General features: G+C 75.6%; 17 protein-coding genes and 2 pseudogenes. 8 read left to right on the top strand and 11 right to left on the bottom strand.

The window, feature by feature from the left end:
• Positions 1–16 precede the first annotated feature (16 nt).
• Positions 17–541: a lytic polysaccharide monooxygenase auxiliary activity family 9 protein gene (locus tag HNR12_RS12355; protein WP_179767625.1), complete on the bottom strand. Its 525-nt coding sequence runs from the start codon at positions 539–541 to the stop codon at positions 17–19.
• 788 nt (positions 542–1,329) lie between these two features.
• Here HNR12_RS12355 and HNR12_RS12350 point away from each other — a divergent pair.
• Positions 1,330–2,103, top strand: a complete 774-nt coding sequence (locus HNR12_RS12350) for a GAF and ANTAR domain-containing protein (protein WP_179767624.1) — start codon at positions 1,330–1,332, stop codon at positions 2,101–2,103.
• 41 nt (positions 2,104–2,144) lie between these two features.
• Here the strand turns inward: HNR12_RS12350 and HNR12_RS12345 are convergent, their stop codons facing one another.
• From HNR12_RS12345 to HNR12_RS28450, 3 genes are all read right to left on the bottom strand, one after another.
• A complete protein-coding gene (locus HNR12_RS12345; protein ID WP_179767623.1) occupies positions 2,145–3,266 on the bottom strand; it encodes a winged helix DNA-binding domain-containing protein in 1,122 nt (373 codons plus the stop codon).
• A 101-nt stretch (positions 3,267–3,367) separates the two neighbouring features.
• Entirely contained in the window at positions 3,368–4,468 is a 1,101-nt protein-coding gene (locus tag HNR12_RS12340) for a DNA topoisomerase IB (RefSeq protein ID WP_179767622.1), read from the bottom strand.
• Between the two features lie 31 nt (positions 4,469–4,499).
• Entirely contained in the window at positions 4,500–5,132 is a 633-nt protein-coding gene (locus tag HNR12_RS28450) for a hypothetical protein (RefSeq protein WP_246425847.1), read from the bottom strand.
• A 6-nt stretch (positions 5,133–5,138) separates the two neighbouring features.
• On the opposite strand from HNR12_RS28450, the pseudogene HNR12_RS12330 reads away from it, so the two are divergent.
• A pseudogene (locus HNR12_RS12330) lies at positions 5,139–5,603 on the top strand (AraC family transcriptional regulator); the annotation flags it as partial.
• Between the two features lie 272 nt (positions 5,604–5,875).
• Positions 5,876–6,697: a DUF817 domain-containing protein gene (locus HNR12_RS12325; RefSeq protein ID WP_179767619.1), complete on the top strand. Its 822-nt coding sequence runs from the start codon at positions 5,876–5,878 to the stop codon at positions 6,695–6,697.
• Positions 6,698–6,719: 22 nt separating this feature from the next.
• Here HNR12_RS12325 and HNR12_RS12320 read toward each other — a convergent pair whose 3' ends face one another.
• Positions 6,720–7,640 (bottom strand): DMT family transporter, encoded by a 921-nt coding sequence (locus tag HNR12_RS12320; protein WP_179767618.1) that lies wholly within the window; start codon positions 7,638–7,640, stop codon positions 6,720–6,722.
• A 204-nt stretch (positions 7,641–7,844) separates the two neighbouring features.
• On the opposite strand from HNR12_RS12320, the gene rnhA reads away from it, so the two are divergent.
• Positions 7,845–8,336, top strand: coding sequence for a ribonuclease HI (gene rnhA, locus HNR12_RS12315; RefSeq protein ID WP_308118369.1), 492 nt, complete (start codon positions 7,845–7,847; stop codon positions 8,334–8,336).
• A 93-nt stretch (positions 8,337–8,429) separates the two neighbouring features.
• On the opposite strand, the gene HNR12_RS12310 is transcribed toward rnhA, so the two are convergent.
• The gene (locus tag HNR12_RS12310; RefSeq protein WP_179767617.1) at positions 8,430–8,801 is read right to left on the bottom strand and encodes a hypothetical protein; all 372 of its coding nucleotides are present in this window, start codon (positions 8,799–8,801) and stop codon (positions 8,430–8,432) included.
• A gap of 361 nt (positions 8,802–9,162) precedes the next feature.
• Here HNR12_RS12310 and HNR12_RS12305 point away from each other — a divergent pair, with 361 nt between their 5' ends.
• The gene (locus HNR12_RS12305) at positions 9,163–9,792 is read left to right on the top strand and encodes a hypothetical protein (protein ID WP_179767616.1); all 630 of its coding nucleotides are present in this window, start codon (positions 9,163–9,165) and stop codon (positions 9,790–9,792) included.
• Positions 9,793–9,796: 4 nt separating this feature from the next.
• Here the strand turns inward: HNR12_RS12305 and HNR12_RS12300 are convergent, their stop codons facing one another.
• Positions 9,797–10,360 carry a DoxX family protein gene (locus HNR12_RS12300; protein ID WP_218901921.1) on the bottom strand — a complete coding sequence of 188 codons (564 nt, stop codon included), beginning with the start codon at positions 10,358–10,360 and terminating at the stop codon, positions 9,797–9,799.
• Positions 10,361–10,654: 294 nt separating this feature from the next.
• Positions 10,655–11,848: a hypothetical protein gene (locus tag HNR12_RS12295; RefSeq protein ID WP_179767615.1), complete on the bottom strand. Its 1,194-nt coding sequence runs from the start codon at positions 11,846–11,848 to the stop codon at positions 10,655–10,657.
• 160 nt (positions 11,849–12,008) lie between these two features.
• On the opposite strand from HNR12_RS12295, the gene HNR12_RS12290 reads away from it, so the two are divergent.
• The gene (locus HNR12_RS12290) at positions 12,009–13,049 is read left to right on the top strand and encodes a phosphotransferase family protein (RefSeq protein ID WP_179767614.1); all 1,041 of its coding nucleotides are present in this window, start codon (positions 12,009–12,011) and stop codon (positions 13,047–13,049) included.
• A gap of 37 nt (positions 13,050–13,086) precedes the next feature.
• On the opposite strand, the gene HNR12_RS12285 is transcribed toward HNR12_RS12290, so the two are convergent.
• Entirely contained in the window at positions 13,087–13,869 is a 783-nt protein-coding gene (locus HNR12_RS12285) for a TetR/AcrR family transcriptional regulator (RefSeq protein WP_179767613.1), read from the bottom strand.
• Here HNR12_RS12285 and HNR12_RS29755 point away from each other — a divergent pair.
• Together HNR12_RS29755 and HNR12_RS12280 are read left to right on the top strand one after the other, a co-directional pair.
• A pseudogene (locus HNR12_RS29755) lies at positions 13,868–14,140 on the top strand (NAD(P)-binding protein); the annotation flags it as partial. The gene HNR12_RS12285 and the pseudogene HNR12_RS29755 overlap by 2 nt on opposite strands.
• 247 nt (positions 14,141–14,387) lie before the next feature.
• Positions 14,388–15,185 (top strand): hypothetical protein, encoded by a 798-nt coding sequence (locus HNR12_RS12280; protein WP_218901920.1) that lies wholly within the window; start codon positions 14,388–14,390, stop codon positions 15,183–15,185.
• Positions 15,186–15,233: 48 nt separating this feature from the next.
• On the opposite strand, the gene HNR12_RS12275 is transcribed toward HNR12_RS12280, so the two are convergent.
• Positions 15,234–16,526: an alpha-amylase family protein gene (locus HNR12_RS12275; protein WP_179767612.1), complete on the bottom strand. Its 1,293-nt coding sequence runs from the start codon at positions 16,524–16,526 to the stop codon at positions 15,234–15,236.
• Between the two features lie 135 nt (positions 16,527–16,661).
• Complete coding sequence (locus HNR12_RS12270; RefSeq protein WP_179767611.1) at positions 16,662–18,326, bottom strand: catalase; 1,665 nt, start codon at positions 18,324–18,326, stop codon at positions 16,662–16,664.
• Positions 18,327–18,442: the final 116 nt, after the last annotated feature.

The following is an 18,442-nucleotide window of genomic DNA, read 5'->3' as shown; positions in this document are numbered from 1 at the left end:
GCGGGTCGGGCGCGGGTCAGGCCGCGCCGACGTTGACGTCGATGCAGGCGTAGAAGGCGTTCGCGGTGTCGGCGACGTTCCACACCGCCAGGATCTTCTGCCGCCCGCTGTAGTTGCTCAGGTTGACGTTGTGGGTGACCGTGGCCGGCGGCCGCGCGCCGCCGTCGTTGAACACGGCGATCCGGGTGCCGCCGATGTAGTACTCCCACGTGGACGTGGCGTGCTGGGCGGTCAGCCGCCAGGTGAAGGTGGCGCTGCGGCCCACCGGGGTGACCTGCCAGCCCAGGCTGTCGTCGTCGAGTTCGGCGAACCGGGCGTTGCCGCCGCTGCAGCTCTTCAGGCCCTTGGGGCCCTCGACGCTCTGCGGCTCCCACTTGATCCCGCCGCACTCCACCACCCCGGCCGCGCACTGCGCCTGGCGGCTGGGCGGGGAGGAGACGTAGCCGTGGGCGTTGGCGGTGCCGGCGGGCATCAGCGCGAACAGCAGCGGGGTGGCCAGGGCGACCGCCGCGGCGGAGAGGGACGCCTTCTTCAGGTTCATGGAAGACCTTCGTTTCTCGCGGCGCGCCGCGGCGGGCCGGTGCGGGCGGCCCGGGGGGTCGGAGCGTCGCGGTAGCGGGGATGGGTCGTGCGGGTGCGGGCGGCCGGCCCGGCAGGGGCGCGGCCGCCGCGGATGCGAAGTGCGCCGGAGGGGGATCGCGCGCCGGTGCGAATTCCCCTCGAAGGCGGCGGAGGTCGGGGCGACCGCGCCGCCCGGCCGCGGAATTCCGCCGCCCGCCGACCCGGGCGGAGGGTATTCTTCGGCCGCGGAGCGATTTCGACGGTAAATGGCGCGCCAGAGGGCGTCAAGGTCGCGAACGGGATTGTCGATCCCGGTGAATCCCCAGGCCACGCCGGTCGGCGGCGGATTATCCGGCGGCAATGGCCGACCGGTATTGCTCCGCCTGATTTCGCGCCGCGCGCGCAACCTGCGCCGTCGGCACCCCGGCCCCCGCGCCGGTCTAGACCGGCGCGGCCGACCGGCCCCTGCTCCGGAGCGTCGGCGCACCGATACCGGAAGTAAGGGACTTCTGTCCTTCCAGTAACACTTCCCTCCGAAGGGCTCAGCGGGTACACAGGTAGGAACACACTTGCTGTCGGCGCGCCGCGACCTGGCGGGCCCGCCCCCGCTCCCTGCCGCACCGCCGACCCGCCCGCGCACCCGCGCCGCGGCGCGCCGCCCGCACCCGGCGCCGCGCGCCCGTCCCACGGGCGCCGCCGCGGTCGCACGGCGTGTCCGGGCCCGCTCGCGGCCCCGGCCGCAGGGGCGCACCCCAGAAAGGAACGGACGTGAGCGGAACCATGGTCGAGCACGGCGACGGCGGCGAGCCCGGGCAGGAGCCCGCGGCCCCGGCCGCCGCCGGCGAGGACCTCGCGGTCGCCCGCGCGTTCGCCGACTTCGCCCGCGACGTCCTGGAGAAGGACTCCGTCCCGGCCACCCTGGAGGAGATCACCGCCCTGGCCGTGGCCGAGATCGACGGTGCCGACTACGCCGGGGTCACCCTCTACGACCGGCGCACCCGCGAACTCTCCACCCACGCACCCACCGACCCCCTGGTCGAGCGCGTGGACCGGATCCAGTACCGCACCGGCCAGGGGCCGTGCCTGGACGCGATCTGGGTGCGCGAGGTGTTCAGCCTCGACTCCGTCGACGAGGAGACCCGCTGGCCGGAGTTCGTCGCCGAGGCCGGCGGCCTGGGCATCAAGAGCGTCATCTCCTTCCAGCTCTTCACGCACAGCGACGTCCTCGGGGGGCTCAACCTCTACTCCGGCACGCCCAACGCCTTCGACGTCACGGCCCAGGAGATCGGCGAGATCCTGGCCGCCCACGCCGCCGTGGCGCTGGCCAACGCCCGCACCCAGCACCACCTCACGCGCGCCATCCGCACCCGCCAGCGCATCGGCGAGGCCACCGGGATCCTCATCGAGCGCTACAAGCTGACCGACCGCCAGGCGTTCACCCTGCTGGCCAAGGCGTCGCAGAACCTCAACGTCAAGCTCAGCGCGCTGGTCGAGGAGCTGGTGCGGACGGGCAGCTTCCCCGAGCCCCGCGAACTCCGCTGACCCCCCGGGGGCGGCGCCCCGCCGCGCCCGCCGCGCGGGCCCTACCCCGTGGGCGCGGCGATCTCGATCCGCCGCTCGCCGGCCTTGGGCGCCCAGAACTCCAGCAGGGCGGCCCCCTCGGCGCTCACCTCCGCCTCCTCGGCGGCGGTGAGCGCGCGCACGGGGGTGATCGCCAGCACGGCCGAGTCCCGGTCGAGCGCGATCCGCCAGCCCGCCGCCACCGTCCCGTCGACCAGCACCGTCCCGGGGTCCACGCCGTTCTTGGCGTTGAACCCGTGGTCGCGCAGCCGAACCGCCACCAGGCGCGCGGTGTCGGCGTGGGAGCGCAGCAGGTTGTCGTACTCGTAGCAGAACCGCACCGGCGCCGGGGTGTCGGGATCGGGGCGCGGCGCGTCGGGCAGGTCGAACAGTTCCCGCCCGTCGGGGCCGGTGAAGACCTCCAGCCCGCGCCGCAGGCCGTCCACGACCTCGGCCAGGCGCGTCAGCCCCGACCAGTGCTGCACGTCGCGCACCGAGGCCGGGCCGAACGCGGCGAGGTAGCGCAGCACCAGCCGCGACACCGAGGGGTCGGGGGCCAGGGCGCGGCCCGGCCACGTCTCGATGGGGGTGTGGGCGGCGGTGCCGCTGCGGCCCCACTGCCCGCGCGGCGGCACCTGCACCAGCGCCACCCGTGTCCGGACCAGGTTGGCCAGGGCCTGGGGGTCGCGCTCGCCCCAGCCGGCCCGCCGCCCGTGCTCGGCCAGCGCCCGCCCCAGGGCGCTGAAGGGCAGCGGCTTGTCGGCCAGCGCGGCGCGGCCGGCCCGCTCGACCTCGGCGAAGTCGAGCCCCGCGGCCTGGCGGCCGTAGGTGGCCTGGAAGCCCCGGTCGTGCACGGGCTGCACCGCGGGCCGCAGCCACTGCGCGTCCTCGGCGGTGACCAGGTGGATGGTCGAGCGCATCAGCGCCAGCCGCACGATGTGGCCGCGGCCCAGCAGGTCCGACGCCTCCTCGGGGGAGAACCCCGCCAGCCGCGACCACAGGCCCACGTACCAGGTGTGCGGCGTCTGCGCCTGGAGCCCGACCAGCCGCTCCAGCAGTTCGGGCACGGTGAGGCGGGCCCGTTCGAGCAGGTGCTGGCGGGCGAGGGTGGCGCGGTTGAGCTGCCGGAGGCTGAGCGCGGTCATGCGGTCTCCACGGGTGGGGCGGGGCGCCGGGGCGGGGACGGAGGCGCCGGGCGCGGCTGCGTAGGGGACCATCCTGGCAGTGCGCCGCCGCGTCCGCCCGCTCAGCCCGGCGCTTTTGCCCCGGCCTCGGCGGGGGCGCGGTGCTCGGGGTGGGTGCGCAGCATCTTCAGCACGGCCTTCTCGACCGCGCCCTGCGTGGCGAGTTCGCCGAAGTCGGAGTCGCGGCCCAGGCCGGGCAGGGCCGCCGCGACGGTAACGCCCTCGTCGAACAGCCGGAACACGCGGGGGTCGATGTAGGAGGCGCGCGCCACGGCCATGGTGTTGCCCAGGTAGGCGGCGACCTCGCGGGTGACGTGGGCGGCCAGGCGCGTGCGCGCGGTGGGGCTCGCGGGCTTGGCGGCCACGGCCAGCCCCACGGCCGCCAGCACGGTGGCGTGCCAGGTCCGGAAGTCCTTCACGGTGAAGTCCTCGCCGCTGGTCTCACGCAGGTAGTCGTTGACGTCCTCGCTGCGGATCTCCCGCCAGTCGCCGCCGTCCCGGTAGGCCAGCAGCGTCTGGCCCGGGGTGCGGCGCCGCTGGAGCACGGCGATCAGCCGGGCGACGTCGGGCTCGGCCAGTTCCACCGTCCGGTGCCGGCCGCCCTTGGCCGGGTAGGAGAACACCAGCAGCCCCCGGCGCCGGCGCACGTGCTCGCGCAGCAGGCTGGCGACCCCGTAGGTGTCGTTCTCCTCGGCGTAGGCGCGGTTGCCGGCGCGGAACAGGCCGAGGTCGACCAGCCGCACCGCCGCGGCCAGGACCCGTTCGCGGCCCAGCCCGGCGCGCCGCAGGTCGGCGCCGACCGCGGCGCGGATGTCGGGCAGCCGCTCGGCGAAGTCCAGCATCCGGTCGTACTTGGTCTCCTCCCGGATCCGCTGCCACTCCTGGTGGTAGATGTACTGGCGCCGGCCGGCCTCGTCGGTGCCCACGGCCTGGAGGTGGCCGTCGGGGTGCGGGCAGATCCACACGTCCCGCCAGGCCGGGGGCACGGCCAGCGCCCGGCAGCGCCGGACCACCTCGGGATCGGTGATGGGGCGGCCCTCGGGGTCGTGGAACCGGTAGCCGCGGCCCCGGCGCACCCGGGTGATCCCCGCGGCGGCGGGGTCGCCGCGCCGCAGGCCGCGGCGCCGGGCGGCCTCGCCGATGTCGTCCTCCGCGTAGCGCATTGCGGCCTCACTACCCGCCTTTACCGCGGTTTCACGGTGCCTTGGGCGCGCGCCGCCGCGCCGGAGGCACCGGCGCGGCGGAGACCGGCGCTAGGACCAGGCGCCTTCGGAGGCGACCCGGGTGGCCCAGGCGGTGAAGTCGGTCGCCTCGCGGCCCAGCACCCGCCGCACGCCGTCGGCGGGCTCGGCGAGGTGGCCTTCGCGGAGCAGGGCGTACAGCGCGTCGAACGCCTCCACGCCCTCGGGGGGGCATGCCCTCGGCCGCGAGTTCGGCGCGGTACTCCTCGGGGGTGAGTTCGACGTAGTCGACGGCGCGGCCGGAGGCGCGGGCCACGGTGCGCACCGCCTCGGCGAAGGTGAGCCCGCGCGGCCCCGACAGCTCGTAGCGGCGCCCGGCGTGGCCGTCGGAGGTCAGGACCGCCACCGCGACCTCGGCCACGTCCCCGACGTCGACGAAGGGCTCGGGGACGGCGCCGACGGGAAGGGCCAGCCGTCCGGCCATCACGGGCGCGTACCAGAGGTCCTCGGTGAAGTTCTGCGCGAAGTTGTTGGCGGCCAGGACGGTCCACTCCGCGCCGGAGGAGGCGACGGCGGCCTCGGCGGCGGCCATGCCCGCCCCGAACGCCTCGCCCACCTTGTCCATGCCGCGCCCGGAGAGGACCACGAAGCGGGGCGGCAGATCGTGCTGGACCGGCTGCTGGACTGGCTGCTGGTGTGCACGCTGCGCGACTGGTTCGACCTGCCCGAGGCGCGGCCCCCGGCCTGGTACCGGGCGCTGACCGACGAGGCGGTCGGCCCGGCGCTGCGCGCGATGCACGCGGCCCCCGCGCGGCCCTGGACGACCGCCGAGCTGGCCGCCGAGGCCGGGGTCTCGCGCACGACCTTCGCCAAGCGGTTCCGCGAGCTGATGGGCGAGGCCCCGGCCGCCTACCTCACCGAGTGGCGCATGGACCTGGCGGCCGACCTGCTCGCCGATCCGCAGGTGACGGTCGCGGCGGTGGCGCGGCGCGTGGGCTACGCCGACCCGTTCGGCTTCAGCGCCGCGTTCAAGCGCGTGCGCGGGGTCTCGCCCAGCTCCTACCGCGCCGCCCTGGCCGGCGCCCCCGACGAGCGCCGCGAGACGCCGGTGGGCTGAGTCGGGCCGGACGGCCGGACCGCCGCCGTCGGCGGCGGCGGCGCGGGGGCGGGGAGCGGCGCGCCCCCGCCCGGCGTGCGGCCTGGGGCCGGTGCGCGCGGTGGGGCCGGCCCGACGGCCGGCCGGAGCCGGGACGGGCGTGCGGACAGCCCGCCACCAGGGCGTTCCCGCCGTCGGCGCGCCACCGCGGCCCCCGACGGCCGGCCGGTGGTGGTGTACGCTGCCGCTCCGGCGCCGGGACCCGTCCGGCACCCACCGGGGAGGTTGCGCGGATGGTCGCGGAGGCGCTTCCGGCCGGTCCCGCCGTGCGCGCGGCGCGGGCGGCCGACTGGTTCTCGCCGTCCCAGCTGCTGCGGTTCGCCTGGCTGGAGGGGCTGTCCTGCCTGTTCGCGGTGTGCCTGTTCGCCGGGCTGGCGCTGTCGTCGGTCGTGCCGCTGCCCATCGCCCGCTACGACGCGCTGCTGCTCTACGGGATCGCGCTGACGCTGCTCTTCTGGGCCGTGCGCCTGGAGACCGGTACCGAGGCGCTGGCCATCGCCGGGTTCCACGTGGTGGGCCTGGTGTTCGAACTGGTGAAGGTGCACATGGGGTCGTGGAGCTATCCCGAGGACGCCCTCACCAAGATCGCCGGGGTGCCGCTCTACAGCGGGTTCCTCTACGCGGCGGTCGGCAGTTACGTGTGCCACGCCTGGCGGCGGCTGGACCTGGAGTTCGTGGGCTACCGCCGGATCGCCACCGCCGTCGTGGCCGCCGCGATCTACGCCAACTTCCTCACCCACCACTTCCTGCCGGACTTCCGCGTGCCGCTGGCCGCGGCCATGGTGGCCGCCACGTGGGGCGTGATGGTGGGGTTCACGGTCGGTTCGGTGCGCTACCGCATGCCGCTCGCGGTGTCGTTCGTGCTCATCGGGTTCTTCCTGTGGGTGGCCGAGAACATCGCGACCCTGCTGGGGGCGTGGCAGTACCCCCACCAGGCCGACGTGTGGCACCTGGTGCACCCCGCCAAGTTCGGCGCGTGGGCGCTGCTGGTGACGGTGGCCTGCGTGCTGGTGGCCTCGTGGCGCAACGGGCGGCGCGAGACCCCGCAGGGGTGAGCCGCGCGGTGGCCCCGGCGCCTCAGCCGTCCCCGGTGGCGCGCCCGGCCGCCCCGGCCCGCTCCCCGCGCCCGGCCCGCCCGGCGGGCTCGCCCGTGTCGGGGTCGACGGTGGCGAGCAGGAACACGCCGCGCATCGCCACCAGCCCCGCCGCGGCGGCGACCACCACGCCCCACACACCGCCCTGGTAGGTCTCGCCGAGGAACGTCAGCCCGACGACCACCGACGACAGCGGGTTGGCCAGGTTGATCACGGCCAGCGGCGCGCCGACCGCGCTGCCCCGGTAGGCGGCCTGCGACAGCAGCGCCCCCGCCGCGGCCAGGGCGGCGATCCCGGCGGGCGCCGGATGCGCCACCGCCGCGAGCACGCCCTGGGCGGTGGCGGTGTCGGTGAGGGCCTTGGTCATGGCCGACCCGCCCGCGAACGCCGCCCCGGCGGCCGCGGCGTACAGGCCGCTGCGCCACCGCGGCCGCCGGGCGAACCGCCCCGCCGCGGCGAACGCGGCCACGGCCAGCAGCACCGCGCCCAGCGTGAGCAGGGCGCCGGAGGGGCCCAGCGGCCGCCCTTCCCCCGAGGACGCCGCCGCCACCAGCAGCACGCTCAGGCCCGCGACGGTCAGCAGCGCGCCCCACCACTCCCGCCGCGACACCCGGCGCCCCGACCACCGGGCGGCCCAGGGCAGCGCGAAGACCAGGGCCAGCGTGCCCAGCGGCTGCACGACGATCAGGGTGCCGTAGGCGAGCACGACGACGTGCAGGGCCGCGCCCGCGCCGTTCAGCGCGACCGCGAACCACCACAGCCGCTGCCGCATCAGGACACCGACCATGCGCCGGTCCAGGGGGCCGCCCAGCCGCGCGGCCAGGCGGCGCTGTGTGGCCGCGCCCGTGCCGTAGCAGACCGCCGAGGCCAGGGCCACGGCGGCGGCGATCCACGCGCCGCTCACCGCGGCCCCCGCCGGCCGGTGCGGAGGTCGGGGGCGGCGGACGGGCGGGGGGCCCGCGCGGTCGCGGCGGGCGCTGAGGGGACAACACGCATACGGTTCCGCTGCCCGGTACGGGCGGGTCCATCCGCGCCGAGTCGCCGGCGGCGGTGGGCGGAGGCCGTCGACGGACGTGGGAAGGCCCGGTCAGGCGATAGATTTCCGGGCGTGCGAACAAGCGAAGAGCAGAGCGCGGCGGACGCGGAGCAGGAGTCGCCCACGCGCTCGGTGGTGATCTACACCGACGGCGCGTGCTCGGGCAACCCCGGTCCGGGCGGATGGGGAGCGGTGCTGCGCTACGGCGAGCACGACAAGGAGCTGTACGGCGGCGAGGCGCGGACGACCAACAACCGCATGGAGCTGATGGCCGCCATCATGGCCCTGGAGGCGCTGAAGCGTCCGCTGTCGGTGCGCCTGCACACCGACAGCACCTACGTGCGCAACGGGATCACGTCGTGGATCCACGGCTGGAAGCGCTCGGGCTGGCGCACGCGCGACAGGAAGCCGGTGAAGAACGCCGACCTGTGGCAGCGCCTGGACGCGATCGCGGCCCGCCACGACATCGAGTGGCGCTGGGTGCGCGGCCACAACGGCGACGCGGGCAACGAGCGCGCCGACGCCCTGGCCTGCCGCGGCCGCGACGAGGCCCGCGCCGGCTGACACGCGCCGGATCGCGCCGGGCGCGGAAAAGCGCCGGGCCCGGGCCGCGCGGTGCGCGGCCCGGGCCCGGGGGGAGCGCGGTGCGCGGCGCCCTCAGTAGACCTGCGGGTGGAACTGCGGAGCGGCGAAGGTGCCGCCCGTGGAGAACTGCATGTTCCGGCCGGCCGGGATGTGGTAGGAGGTCGTGGACTTCATCCGCCCCCCGGAGTTCTGGATGGTCACGTAGAAGTCCTCGCCCCCGTTGGTGCTCACGCTGGTGCACTGGCCGGGGTTGACGACGAAGGTCGAGAAGTGGCCGGCCGGGAAATCCGCCCACGCGGAGTAGTCGGAGCCGACGTTGCAGAGCCGGAAGGTCCCCGCGGCGGCGGAGGCCGGGGCGGCCGCGGCGACCGACAGGCCCGCGGCGAGGAGCAGGGTGGCGGCCAACGACGAGGTGAGGGCCAGACCTCGGCGGAAAGCGGACATGCGTCTCCTTGGGGTTCCCGGGCGGCGGCTACGGCCGGGCGGGGTCCGGGCCCGGCCGCGCCGACCAACGTGGCGCGACGCAGTCAACCACACACGAACGGTTCGCAACAGGGTTTTGTGTGGCTTTCAGGTTGTAATTTCTTGGAATTGATTGGTTTTCCTGGTCAGCGATGTTGTTTTTCGCGCGCTGTCGCGAGGAGGCGGTGGGTCGGGTGCGTCCGGTGCGCCCATGCGGGGTGGATGTCGACTTTCGAGCTTGATATCCGGTTATCTGGTGGTAATCCCTTTTGAGGGGAATGGCGACGCGGTCGCGAACGCGCCGGACCGCCCCTTTCGTCCGCCTCCGCTAGGGTGCTCCGACATGGATTCCCGACGACGCCACGTCATCGCCGCCGCCGTGCTCGTTCCGGCGGGGCCGCTGGTGCTCCTCAACGTCGCCGAATGGGGAGCCGCCGGCCTGACGGCCGGCGCTGTCGGCGGGCTCGTGGCGATGCCGGCCACGGCGGGGCTGGTCTACGCCGTTCTGCGCGGGCTCGACCGCCGCACCGGCACGGCCGCGGTCTTCGTGCTCGCGTGGGGAGCGGTCGTGCTCGCGTCGGCCGTCGGCGAGTCGGCGGCCGCGCTCGCGGCCAACGAGCTGGCGGCGCGCGCGGAGACCGCGCAGCCCTGGGAGGACTCCGGGGAGGGCTCGGCGGGCGGGCCGCACGCCGCGCCGCCGCCCTCGGGCCACGCGGAGCCGACCTTTGCGCCCGGCGGCGCACCCCTCCCGGCGCCCACCGCCGAGCCGACCGGTGCGCCCACCGCCGGCACCGCCGTCCAGGCGGCGGTCGCGGTCTCCGCCGCACCGGCTCTCGGGGGATCGGTCCTGCCCTACGGCACCGCCGCCCTCACACTCATGCTGGGCTGGGTGCCCGCGCTGTCGGGGACCGTGGCCTACCGGCGCACCCGCCCCCGCGCGCAGGACGGCACCGGGGCGTCCGGGGCCGCCTAGCGCCCTAGTCGGCGCCCTCGGTGTCGGCTCCGTCGCCGTCCACGACGGCCTCGGCCTCGGCCTCGCGGGCCAGCAGGCGGCGCTTGCGCGCGACCACGAGCGCCACCGCCGGCACCACGGCGGCGCAGGCCGCCGCGCGCATCCACGGCCGGTCCAGGACGCCGCCGGTGAGGTGGTCCAGCGAGAGCCGGCCCGGCCCCGACGCGGCGATCGACAGCGCGGTCAGCGCGATCAGCGCCGGGTACTCCAGGCCGCCCTCGGTGTTGAAGAACCCGTTGGGCGCGTGCAGTTCGGCGGCCACGGCCATGGTCCCGGCCACGGCCGCGCCGGCGGCGGGCGTGCCCAGGCCGAGCACGAGCGCGGCGCCGCCCGCGGCCTCGCTCGCCCCGGCGGTGAGCGCCATCGGGCGGCCCGGGCGGTAGCCCATGCCGTGGAACGCCTGCGCGGTGCCCTCGGGGCCGCCGCCGTTGAACCAGCCGAACAGCTTCTGCGTGCCGTGGGCGAAGACCGTCGCCCCGATTCCGGCGCGCACCGCCAGTGCCGCCGCGTCGCCGATCGTGACGCCCATCGTGTGTCCTCCCCTGGAGTGGATCCGACTGCCCCGCCGGCGCACCGCCCGATACGGCGGGCCCGCCGGGCGCGGGCCGGGCTCCGGGCGCGCCCGCGCGAGGCGGGGCGTGGCGGGGAGCCGGCCGGCGCGTCCCCGGCCGGGACCGCCGCGGGAAGGCGGTGTGCCGACGGGGCGGCCGCTACCCGGCGCGGGGCCGTCGAAAGATCGCCGGGCACGGTGATCGCCGGCACGCCGGCCGGGGAACGCGGCGGCGAGGGGAGGGAGGAGCACCGAGGGGACGCGGCGCCTGGTTCAAAAGTCCCCGGCGCCCGCCGGGCCTCCGGCGCGCGCGGCCGGAGCGGACACGCCGCCCCCGCCGTCCTCGCCGGCCGATGCGTAGCCGGGCGGCGGCATCATCAGCGGCAGCGGCGGGTGCGCGTAGTGCTCGGGCTTGTAGCGGCGCAGCAGGTCCTCGCCGTCGCGCTCCCAGGAGAAGCGCGGCTTGTTCAGCAGCGTGCGGAACACCCGGTCGGCCTTTGCGGTGTCGCGCGCCGCCAGGCGCCGGACCGGCACCGGCGGAATGGTCGCGTCGCGCACGTACATGCTGATGACCTCGCGGTACCGGCGCTTCACCACCAGGTCCGGGTCGGCGAACGCCTCCTCGGCGAGCCCGAAGTCGGCGTAGACGCCCAGCCCCTCCTCGGGGTCGTAGACGAGCCCGGCCGTCTCCGCCTCCTCCCATTCCTCCACGCGCAGGTCCGCCCGGCTGCCGCCCTCGCCCGCCACCTCGGCCCACTCGGGGTCGCCGGGTTCGCGGGTGCGCTCGTAGTGGTGCCGGTCCAGCTCCTCCAGCCGGTCGGCCAGCTCCGCGGCCGGCACGACGACCTCGTCGGACCCGAACAGCTCGATGAAGGACGCCCGGTGCTCGGCCTGCAGCCGCCAGCCCTCGGCCAGCTTCTCGGGGTTGCGGAACACCTGCTCGGGATGGTGCCAGGCCAGTTCCTCGGCGATCTCGTAGACGTCGGCGGCGTCCTCGGCCGCGAAGGCGACCGGCTCGCCGCTGATCATCCAGTCCTCGCCCACGGGCACCAGGCGGGTGACCAGGAAGTCCCCGACCGCCACGGCGGCGCTGCCGTCCTCGCCGAGGTTGGAGTGCATGCGGTAGGTCCGCTCGTCGACCAGGTTGAACGCGACCAGCGCGGCGCCCTCGCGCGCGTCGACCCGGAAGACGCCCTCCACGGGGTCGCGCCAGGACAGCAGCATCGCGCGGTCCTCGTCGCCGAGGTCGGGGCGCGCGGCGAGGAAGCGGTCGAGCACGGTGCCGCCGCCCGCCAGTTCGTGCTCCAGCAGGAAGGAGTCGATCAGCTGGGAGGCCACCGCGCCGTCCTCGGCGGTCTCGTCCGAGGCGTCGGCCAGGACCGCGTCCCGCTCGGCCGCGAACCGCGGCTCCAGCCCGAACTCCAGCAGTTCCACCTTGAGATCGCCCGCCCGCCGCATGCGGTCCATCGGTCCTCCTTCGCGCTCTCCGTGCCGTTCCAGGGTCCCAGACCCCGCCCGGACGCGCCGCCGCCGGGGATTCGGCCGCCGTCCCCCGGGGAACCGGGACATCTGAGGGCGAGCCCCGGAAACCGGTCCGGCCGCCGCGCACCGGGGAGGGACCGACCACGTGGACTCCGCCCTTGCCCGCCAGGGCCGGCGCCTCGCCTACCTGGCCCGTACCGCGCCGACCCTCGTGGGACTGCCCGCCGCCCCTCCCGACTCGGCGCGGGTCGAGGTCGCACCGCTGGGCCGCGGCGAGAGCTACACGGCCTGGCGGGTGGCGGTGGGGCCGCCCGGGCCCGGTGCGGCCGCGCCCGAGCCCGTCGTCGTGCGCGTCCTGCGCCGCCCCCTCACCGAGCTTCCGCGCGCCATGGGCGAGGAGTTCGCCGCGCTGAAGGCGGCGCCGCCGGGGCTCGGCCCCCGGCCGCTGCGCCTGCAACTGGACGCCGACGTGCTCGGCGCGCCCTACATGGCGACCTCCCTGGTGCCGGGCCGGCCGGTGGGGCACCGGGAGTGGGACACCGCCCTGCTCACCGCGCACGCGCGCCAACTGGCCGCCCTGCACGCCCGCGCCCACACCGGCTGCGGCGAGGTCACCGCCCCCGCGCCCCGGCGCGGCGCCCGCCTGCGGCTCACCGACCGCCTCCAGGGCAGCCTGCGGTGGTGGCGGCGCACCCGCCCCGAGGTCTTCGCCGAGCCGGATGTCGCGCGCCTGCTGCCGCGCGTGGCCGCCCGCGTCGAGCGGGCAGCGCCGGCGTTCTCCCGGCTGCGCCGCTTCGCGCTCGTCCACGGCGACCTGGTGCCGGGCAACATCCTGGTGGACGGCGGCACCCCCCGGTACGTGGACTGGGAGTGGGCCGAGATCGGCGACCCCGCCCAGGACCTGGCCTACCTGGGCGGCACCGTGGCCGCGCCGCCGTGGTACGTCCCGCTGGACGAGGACCGGGTGGAGGTGCTGCTGCGCGCCTACGCCGAGGCGGCCGAGGCCGCCGGCCACGGCGTCGACCTGCCCGACCTGCGCGCCCGCCGCGACGCCTGGGAGGTGTTCGAGCGGTTCACCACGTCGCTGTACCACCGCGGCCTGCGGGGCACCCCCGCCGACGCCGACGGCCGCCGCACCCGCGCGGCGCACGAGATCACCGCCGCCTTGGACGCCCGTCTGCGCTGATCCCCTGCTCCGCCTCCCGCCCCCACCCGCGCGCCGCTCACCCCTCGCCGGTGCGCTCCCGCACCAGCACAGCCAGTCCGTCCAGAATGCGCTCCAGGCCGAACTCCAGTGCGCGGTCCTGACCGGTCCCGGCGGCCGCCTCGGCGAAGGCGGCCGCCGCCTCGGGGAAGTCGCCGCCCCGGCGGCGCAGCACCCCCGCCATCACCCGGCCCAGTTCGCCCTCGACCGCGCCCGCACCCCCGTCCCCGCCCGGCGCGGCGGCGCCCTGCTGGGCGATGCCCCGCACGTGCCCGAGCAGCAGCACGGCCGCGTCCAGCCGTTCGGCCCCGGTGAGGCCGGTGCCCCGCATGGCCGCCAGCCCGGCCTCCAACCAGGCCAGTTCGTTGGGTCCCATCACCCGAGGGCCCGTCGACGCCTCTACCGCCCACGGGTGCGCGCTCAGGCGCGGCAGCAGGGCCGACGCCCAGGCGCGCAGGCGCGGGCGCCACCCCGGCGGCTCGGCGGCCAGGTCGGGCGGGGGGCCGACCGCCTCCTCGACCATGAGCGCGATCAGCTCCGCACGCCCCGGCGCGTACCGGTACAGAGACATTTTCGTGTAGCCCAGGGCGTCGGCCACCCGCTGCATGGACAGCGCCGCGAGCCCTTCGGCGTCGGCCAGCGAGATCCCCGCCGCCACGACGGCGGCGCGGCTGAGTGAGGGCTTGGGGCCCCGGCGCGGCTGCGCGGGATCGTCCCACAGCACGCCGGCGGTGCGCTCGGCCGCCGGGAGGGAGTCGCCGGGGGCGGGCGGCTTCCGGGGACCGCCGTGGTCGGGCGCCATGGGTGCTCCTCACGTCTGTGCCGTTCGGCCTTGCGAAAACCGTGTCTACCAGATACTAATGGTGTCCACTGGAAACCGTTTCTGGTGGACACTATTGTCGTTATCGCGGAGGTGCGCCGTGCGCTCCCTCAACATCCTCATCTCCGGCGCTGGGATAGCCGGCCCCGCTCTCGCCCACTGGCTCGTCCGCTACGGCCACCGTGTCACCGTGGTCGAGCGCGCCCCCGGTCCGCGACCCGGCGGCCAGGCCGTCGACTTCAAGGGGGCCACGCAGTTGGCCGTGTTGCGCCGCATGGGCCTGCTGGAGGAGGTGCGCGCTCATCAGACCGGGGGCACCGACACCGTCATGGTCGACGCCCGCGGCCGCGAGCGCGCCCGCATTCCCGCGGAGTTCACCGGCGGCGACGTGGAGATCGTCCGGGGCGACCTGGTGCGCATCCTCCACGCCGCCACCGCCCCCCCACTGCGACTACCGCTTCGGCGACTCCCTCGCCGCGCTCCGCGAGGAGGCCGGCGGTGTGCGCGCCGTCTTCGACAGCGGCGCCGAGCACACCTTCGACCTGGTCGTGGGCGCCGACGGCATCCACTCCCGCACCCGCGCCCTGGCCTTCGGCCCGGAGGAGCGCCACGTCCGCTACCTGGGCGCCCACTACGCCATCGCCACCCTGCCCGAGGACGGCCCACCCCTACCCGCGCCCGCGCCCGCCCCCGGTGGCCCCCTGGTCGCGCTGATGCGCAGCACGCCCGGCCGCACCGCCGTCTACGGCGGAACGAGTGCCATGTTCGTGTTCGCCGCCGACCCCCCGCCCGCCGGGCGCGCCGACGACGCCGACCGGCGGCGCCTCCTGGCCGCCGCGTTCGCAAACGCCGCCGAACCCGTGGCAGACCTGGTGGAGCGGGCGCTGCGCGCCGACGACCTGTTCGTCGACTCCATCAGCCGCGTGCAGATGCCCTCCTACACGCGCGGCCGCGTCGCGCTGCTGGGCGACGCCGCGTTCGGCAACACCTTGGCCGGGTTCGGCACCGGCCTGGCCGTGATCGGCGCAGCCTGCGTGCTGGCCGGCGAACTGGCCGCCGCCGACGGCGACCACACCGCCGCGTTCGCCCGTTGCGGCGCGCTGATGCGCCGGCACGCCGCCCCGGCCCGCACGGGCAACGCCAGCACGTTCCTGGCGCCCTCCACCGCGATGGGCCTCTGGCTGCGCGAGCGGATGTTCGCCTCACCCCGGCTCACCCGCCTGCTGCTGAAGAGCACCGACGCCTTCGCCACCGCCGGCGAGCTGCCCGACTACCCCCGCCCCGCACCCCGGCCCTGACGGCGGGGACGACGCGCGGCCGGCGGCCCGTGGGGACCGGCGTCCACGTCAGGACCGGTCGGGCTCGGCGTCCAGCCGCCACAGCGTGTGGCCGGCGGGGCCGCGGATCGCCACGTGCCACCCGGCGGCGATGTCGGCCTCGACCTCCAGGTGGGCACCGCCGTGCCGCCCGTGCGCGCGGAACACGTAGCGGGTGTTGTCCAGGGCGACCGCCTCGGTGGCGGCGGTGGCCAGCCAGGGGTGCCTGCGGCGCAGGCCGATCAGCTCCCGGTGGGCGCGGTGCACGCCGCGCCCCCAGGGCGCCAGTTCGCCGGGGGAGCCGGGGAACGCGGGCCGCACGGCGTCGTCGCCGCCCAGGCGCTCCTCCTTGATTCCGGTGAACCCCTGCTCGTCGCCGTAGTAGACGCAGGGCACCCCGCCGACGCACATGAGCAGGGCCGGCGCCGCCACGGCACCGTCCCCGCCCAGGGTGCTGGCGATGCGGGTGACGTCGTGGTTGCCGACGAAGGTCGTCGGCGTGAAGGAGTCCAGGAACCGGTTGTGGCGCTGGAGCGCCCAGTCCAGCTCGAAGAGGTTGCGCTCGGCCAGGCTGGACCACAGGGCCTTCCACAGCTCGTACTGGGTGACCGAGTCCAGGCGCGACTCCGCGACGAACGCGCCGTAGTCGCCGTGGATGACCTCGCCGAGGAACCACGCGCGCGGGTGGTCGCGGCGCACCCGCCCGCACACCTCGGCCCAGAAGCGGGGGTCGACGGAGTAGGCGGCGTCCAGCCGCCAGCCGTCGACACCGCGCTCCAGCCAGTACCCCAGCACGTCGGCGACGAGGTCGGCGGTGCGCGGCCGGGTGTGGTCGAGGCGGACCAGCTCCCCGTGCCCCTCGAACACGCGCGGGCGCGGCCCGCCGGGGGCCTGCCAGTCGACGTCGAACAGCTCGGCCTCGGGGCTGCCGGGCCCGGCGGCCAGGGCGCGCGCCAGCGCGGGGTGCCCGGCGCCCACGTGGCTGAAGACCCCGTCGAGGACGACGCGCAGGCCCCGGGCGCGGCAGGCCGCCACGAGGTCGTCGAAGTCCGCGAGCGTGCCCAGGCGGGGGTCGATCCGGTAGTGGTCCAGCGTGTCGTAGCCGTGCGTGGCGGAGTGGAAGACCGGCCCGAGCAGCAGCCCGTTGACGCCGAGCTCCACGGCGTAGTCCAGCCAGTCCAGCAGGGCGCGCAGCCGGGGCGCGGGCGCGGGACCGGCCGGGCGGACCGGGGCGCCGCAGAATCCCAGCGGGTAGACGTGCCACCAGATGGCGTGGCGGATCCAGGAGGTGTCCGGCGCGTCCGGGGAGCGTGGGGCGTCCATGCGGCCAGGGTAGTGACCGCCCGCCGCCGGGTTCCGCCACCGGCCGGGCGCCGGGCACGCGGGGGCCCGCCGCGCGCCCGGCGCGGCGGGCCCCTTGCGCTCCGGTCGCCGACGGCCCCGGGACCGGCCGCCCCGCTACCGCCGGGCGGCCTCGAAGCGCTCGTTGGGCACGCAGTGGGTCATCTGCAGGCCGGTGACGTCGCGCGAGCCGTTCTTGCCGAGGTTGGCCAGGCGCTCGCGGTCCTCGTCTGTCATGGTCTGGCTCTGCAGCGGCTCCAGGTGCGCCACGTCCTGCGGCGAGATGCCCAGGCCCTCGCCGACGCGCAGCCCCAGGTCGTCCTCGACGAGCAGGAAGTGCCACACCATCCGCTCCTGGATCGGTCGGTCGCACTGGGAGAGCTGGTTGACGAGGTTCTTCACCAGGTCGTCGCGCTCCCACTGCTCCATGAGGCAGTAGCGCTGCCCCGCCTGCTTGTAGTCGGCGGTGAGCGGGATGCGCTTGCGGGTCAGCCGGCCGTGGATGACCGGCCCCTGCTCGTCGTGCGTGGGGTACTGCGCCTCGCGCAGCCCGCCGGTGATCGACGGCTCGTAGTTGACGTGCGGGTTCTCGCCGCCGGAGTCCTGGCGGTGGGCCATGTAGCCGTCGCGCTGGTTGGTGTGCACCCGGGCGTTGCGGGCGTTGTTCACCGGAAGTTGCAGGTAGTTGGGGCCCACGCGGTAGCGCTGGGTGTCGCTGTAGGAGAACGTCCGCCCGACGAGCATCTTGTCGTCGGAGAAGTCCAGGCCGTTGACCAGCACGCCGGTGCCGAACGCGATCTGCTCGTTCTCGGTGAAGTTGTCGGACACGTTGCGGTTGAGCACCATGCGGCCGACCGGCTTGGGCGGGAAGTCCTGCTCGGGCCACGTCTTGGTGTCGTCCAGCGGGTCGAAGTCCAGTTCGGGGTGGTCGCCGTCGCTCATCATCTGGACGAGCAGCTCCCACTCGGGGTAGTCGCCCCGGTCGATGGCCTCGTGCAGGTCCCGGGTGGCGTGGCCGAGCTCGTGGGCCTGCACGGCGGCGGCGTCCTCCTCGGTCATGCTGCGCACGCCCTGCCGGGGCATCCAGGTGTACTTGACCAGCACGGTCTCGCCGCGGTCGTTCACCCACTTGTAGGTGTTCACCCCGAAGCCCTGCATGTGCCGGTAGTCCGACGGGATGCCGCGCGGGCTGAACAGGTTGACCAGCATGTGCATGCACTCGGGCGTCTGCGACATGAAGTCGAAGATCCGGTTGGGCTCCTGGCGGAACGTCACCGGGTCGGGCTTGAGCGCGTGGATGACGTCGGGGAACTTCACGGCGTCGCGGATGAAGAAGACCGCGAGGTTGTTGCCGACGAGGTCCCAGTTGCCCTCCTCGGTGTAGAACTTCACCGCGAAGCCCCGGGGGTCGCGGGCGCACTCGGAGGAGTCGCGGCCGCCGATCACCGTGGAGAACCGCAGCGCGACGTCGGTCCGCTTGCCCTCCTCCTGGAACAGCCGGGCGCGGGTGTAGCGGGAGATCGGCTCGTCGCCCCACCGGCCGTAGGCCTCGAAGAAGCCGAACGCGGTGGCGCCGCGCGCGTGGACCACGCGCTCGGGGATGCGCTCCCGGTCGAAGTGGCTGATCTTCTCCAGGAAGTGGTAGTTCTCCAGGGTCGCCGGCCCGCGGGCACCCACGGTGCGCTGGTTCTGGTTGTCGTAGATCGGGTGCCCCTGCCGGTCGGTCAGGTAGCGCCGGTCGTCGGCGCTGTTGCTGGAGCCCTGGCTGGCTACGTCCGTCATAGCGCGAGATCCCTCGATCGTCGTCCGTCACGTTCGGGGATCCGCTAACCCGTGAACCCACCCGTAACCACCCCGCGACCAGCGGGAACACGGCCGTCTTGGAGGCAAAGGCGCGG

The sequence above is a fragment of the Streptomonospora nanhaiensis genome, assembly GCF_013410565.1.
Classification (GTDB): Bacteria; Actinomycetota; Actinomycetes; order Streptosporangiales; family Streptosporangiaceae; genus Streptomonospora; species Streptomonospora nanhaiensis.
The sequence above is the reverse complement of the archived record's forward strand: the minus strand, read 5'-3'. Positions and strand labels throughout refer to the sequence as shown.

Bases quoted from the DNA above. Each gene is read 5' to 3' on its own strand.
- HNR12_RS12355 (WP_179767625.1), bottom strand. From the start codon at position 541: ATGAACCTGAAGAAGGCGTCCCTCTCCGCCGCGGCGGTCGCCCTGGCC.
- HNR12_RS12345 (WP_179767623.1), bottom strand. From the start codon at position 3,266: ATGACCGCGCTCAGCCTCCGGCAGCTCAACCGCGCCACCCTCGCCCGC.
- HNR12_RS12340 (WP_179767622.1), bottom strand. From the start codon at position 4,468: ATGCGCTACGCGGAGGACGACATCGGCGAGGCCGCCCGGCGCCGCGGC.
- HNR12_RS12325 (WP_179767619.1), top strand. From the start codon at position 5,876: ATGGTCGCGGAGGCGCTTCCGGCCGGTCCCGCCGTGCGCGCGGCGCGG.
- HNR12_RS12310 (WP_179767617.1), bottom strand. From the start codon at position 8,801: ATGTCCGCTTTCCGCCGAGGTCTGGCCCTCACCTCGTCGTTGGCCGCC.
- HNR12_RS12305 (WP_179767616.1), top strand. From the start codon at position 9,163: ATGGATTCCCGACGACGCCACGTCATCGCCGCCGCCGTGCTCGTTCCG.
- HNR12_RS12300 (WP_218901921.1), bottom strand. From the start codon at position 10,360: ATGGGCGTCACGATCGGCGACGCGGCGGCACTGGCGGTGCGCGCCGGA.
- HNR12_RS12295 (WP_179767615.1), bottom strand. From the start codon at position 11,848: ATGGACCGCATGCGGCGGGCGGGCGATCTCAAGGTGGAACTGCTGGAG.
- HNR12_RS12285 (WP_179767613.1), bottom strand. From the start codon at position 13,869: ATGGCGCCCGACCACGGCGGTCCCCGGAAGCCGCCCGCCCCCGGCGAC.
- HNR12_RS12275 (WP_179767612.1), bottom strand. From the start codon at position 16,526: ATGGACGCCCCACGCTCCCCGGACGCGCCGGACACCTCCTGGATCCGC.
- HNR12_RS12270 (WP_179767611.1), bottom strand. From the start codon at position 18,326: ATGACGGACGTAGCCAGCCAGGGCTCCAGCAACAGCGCCGACGACCGG.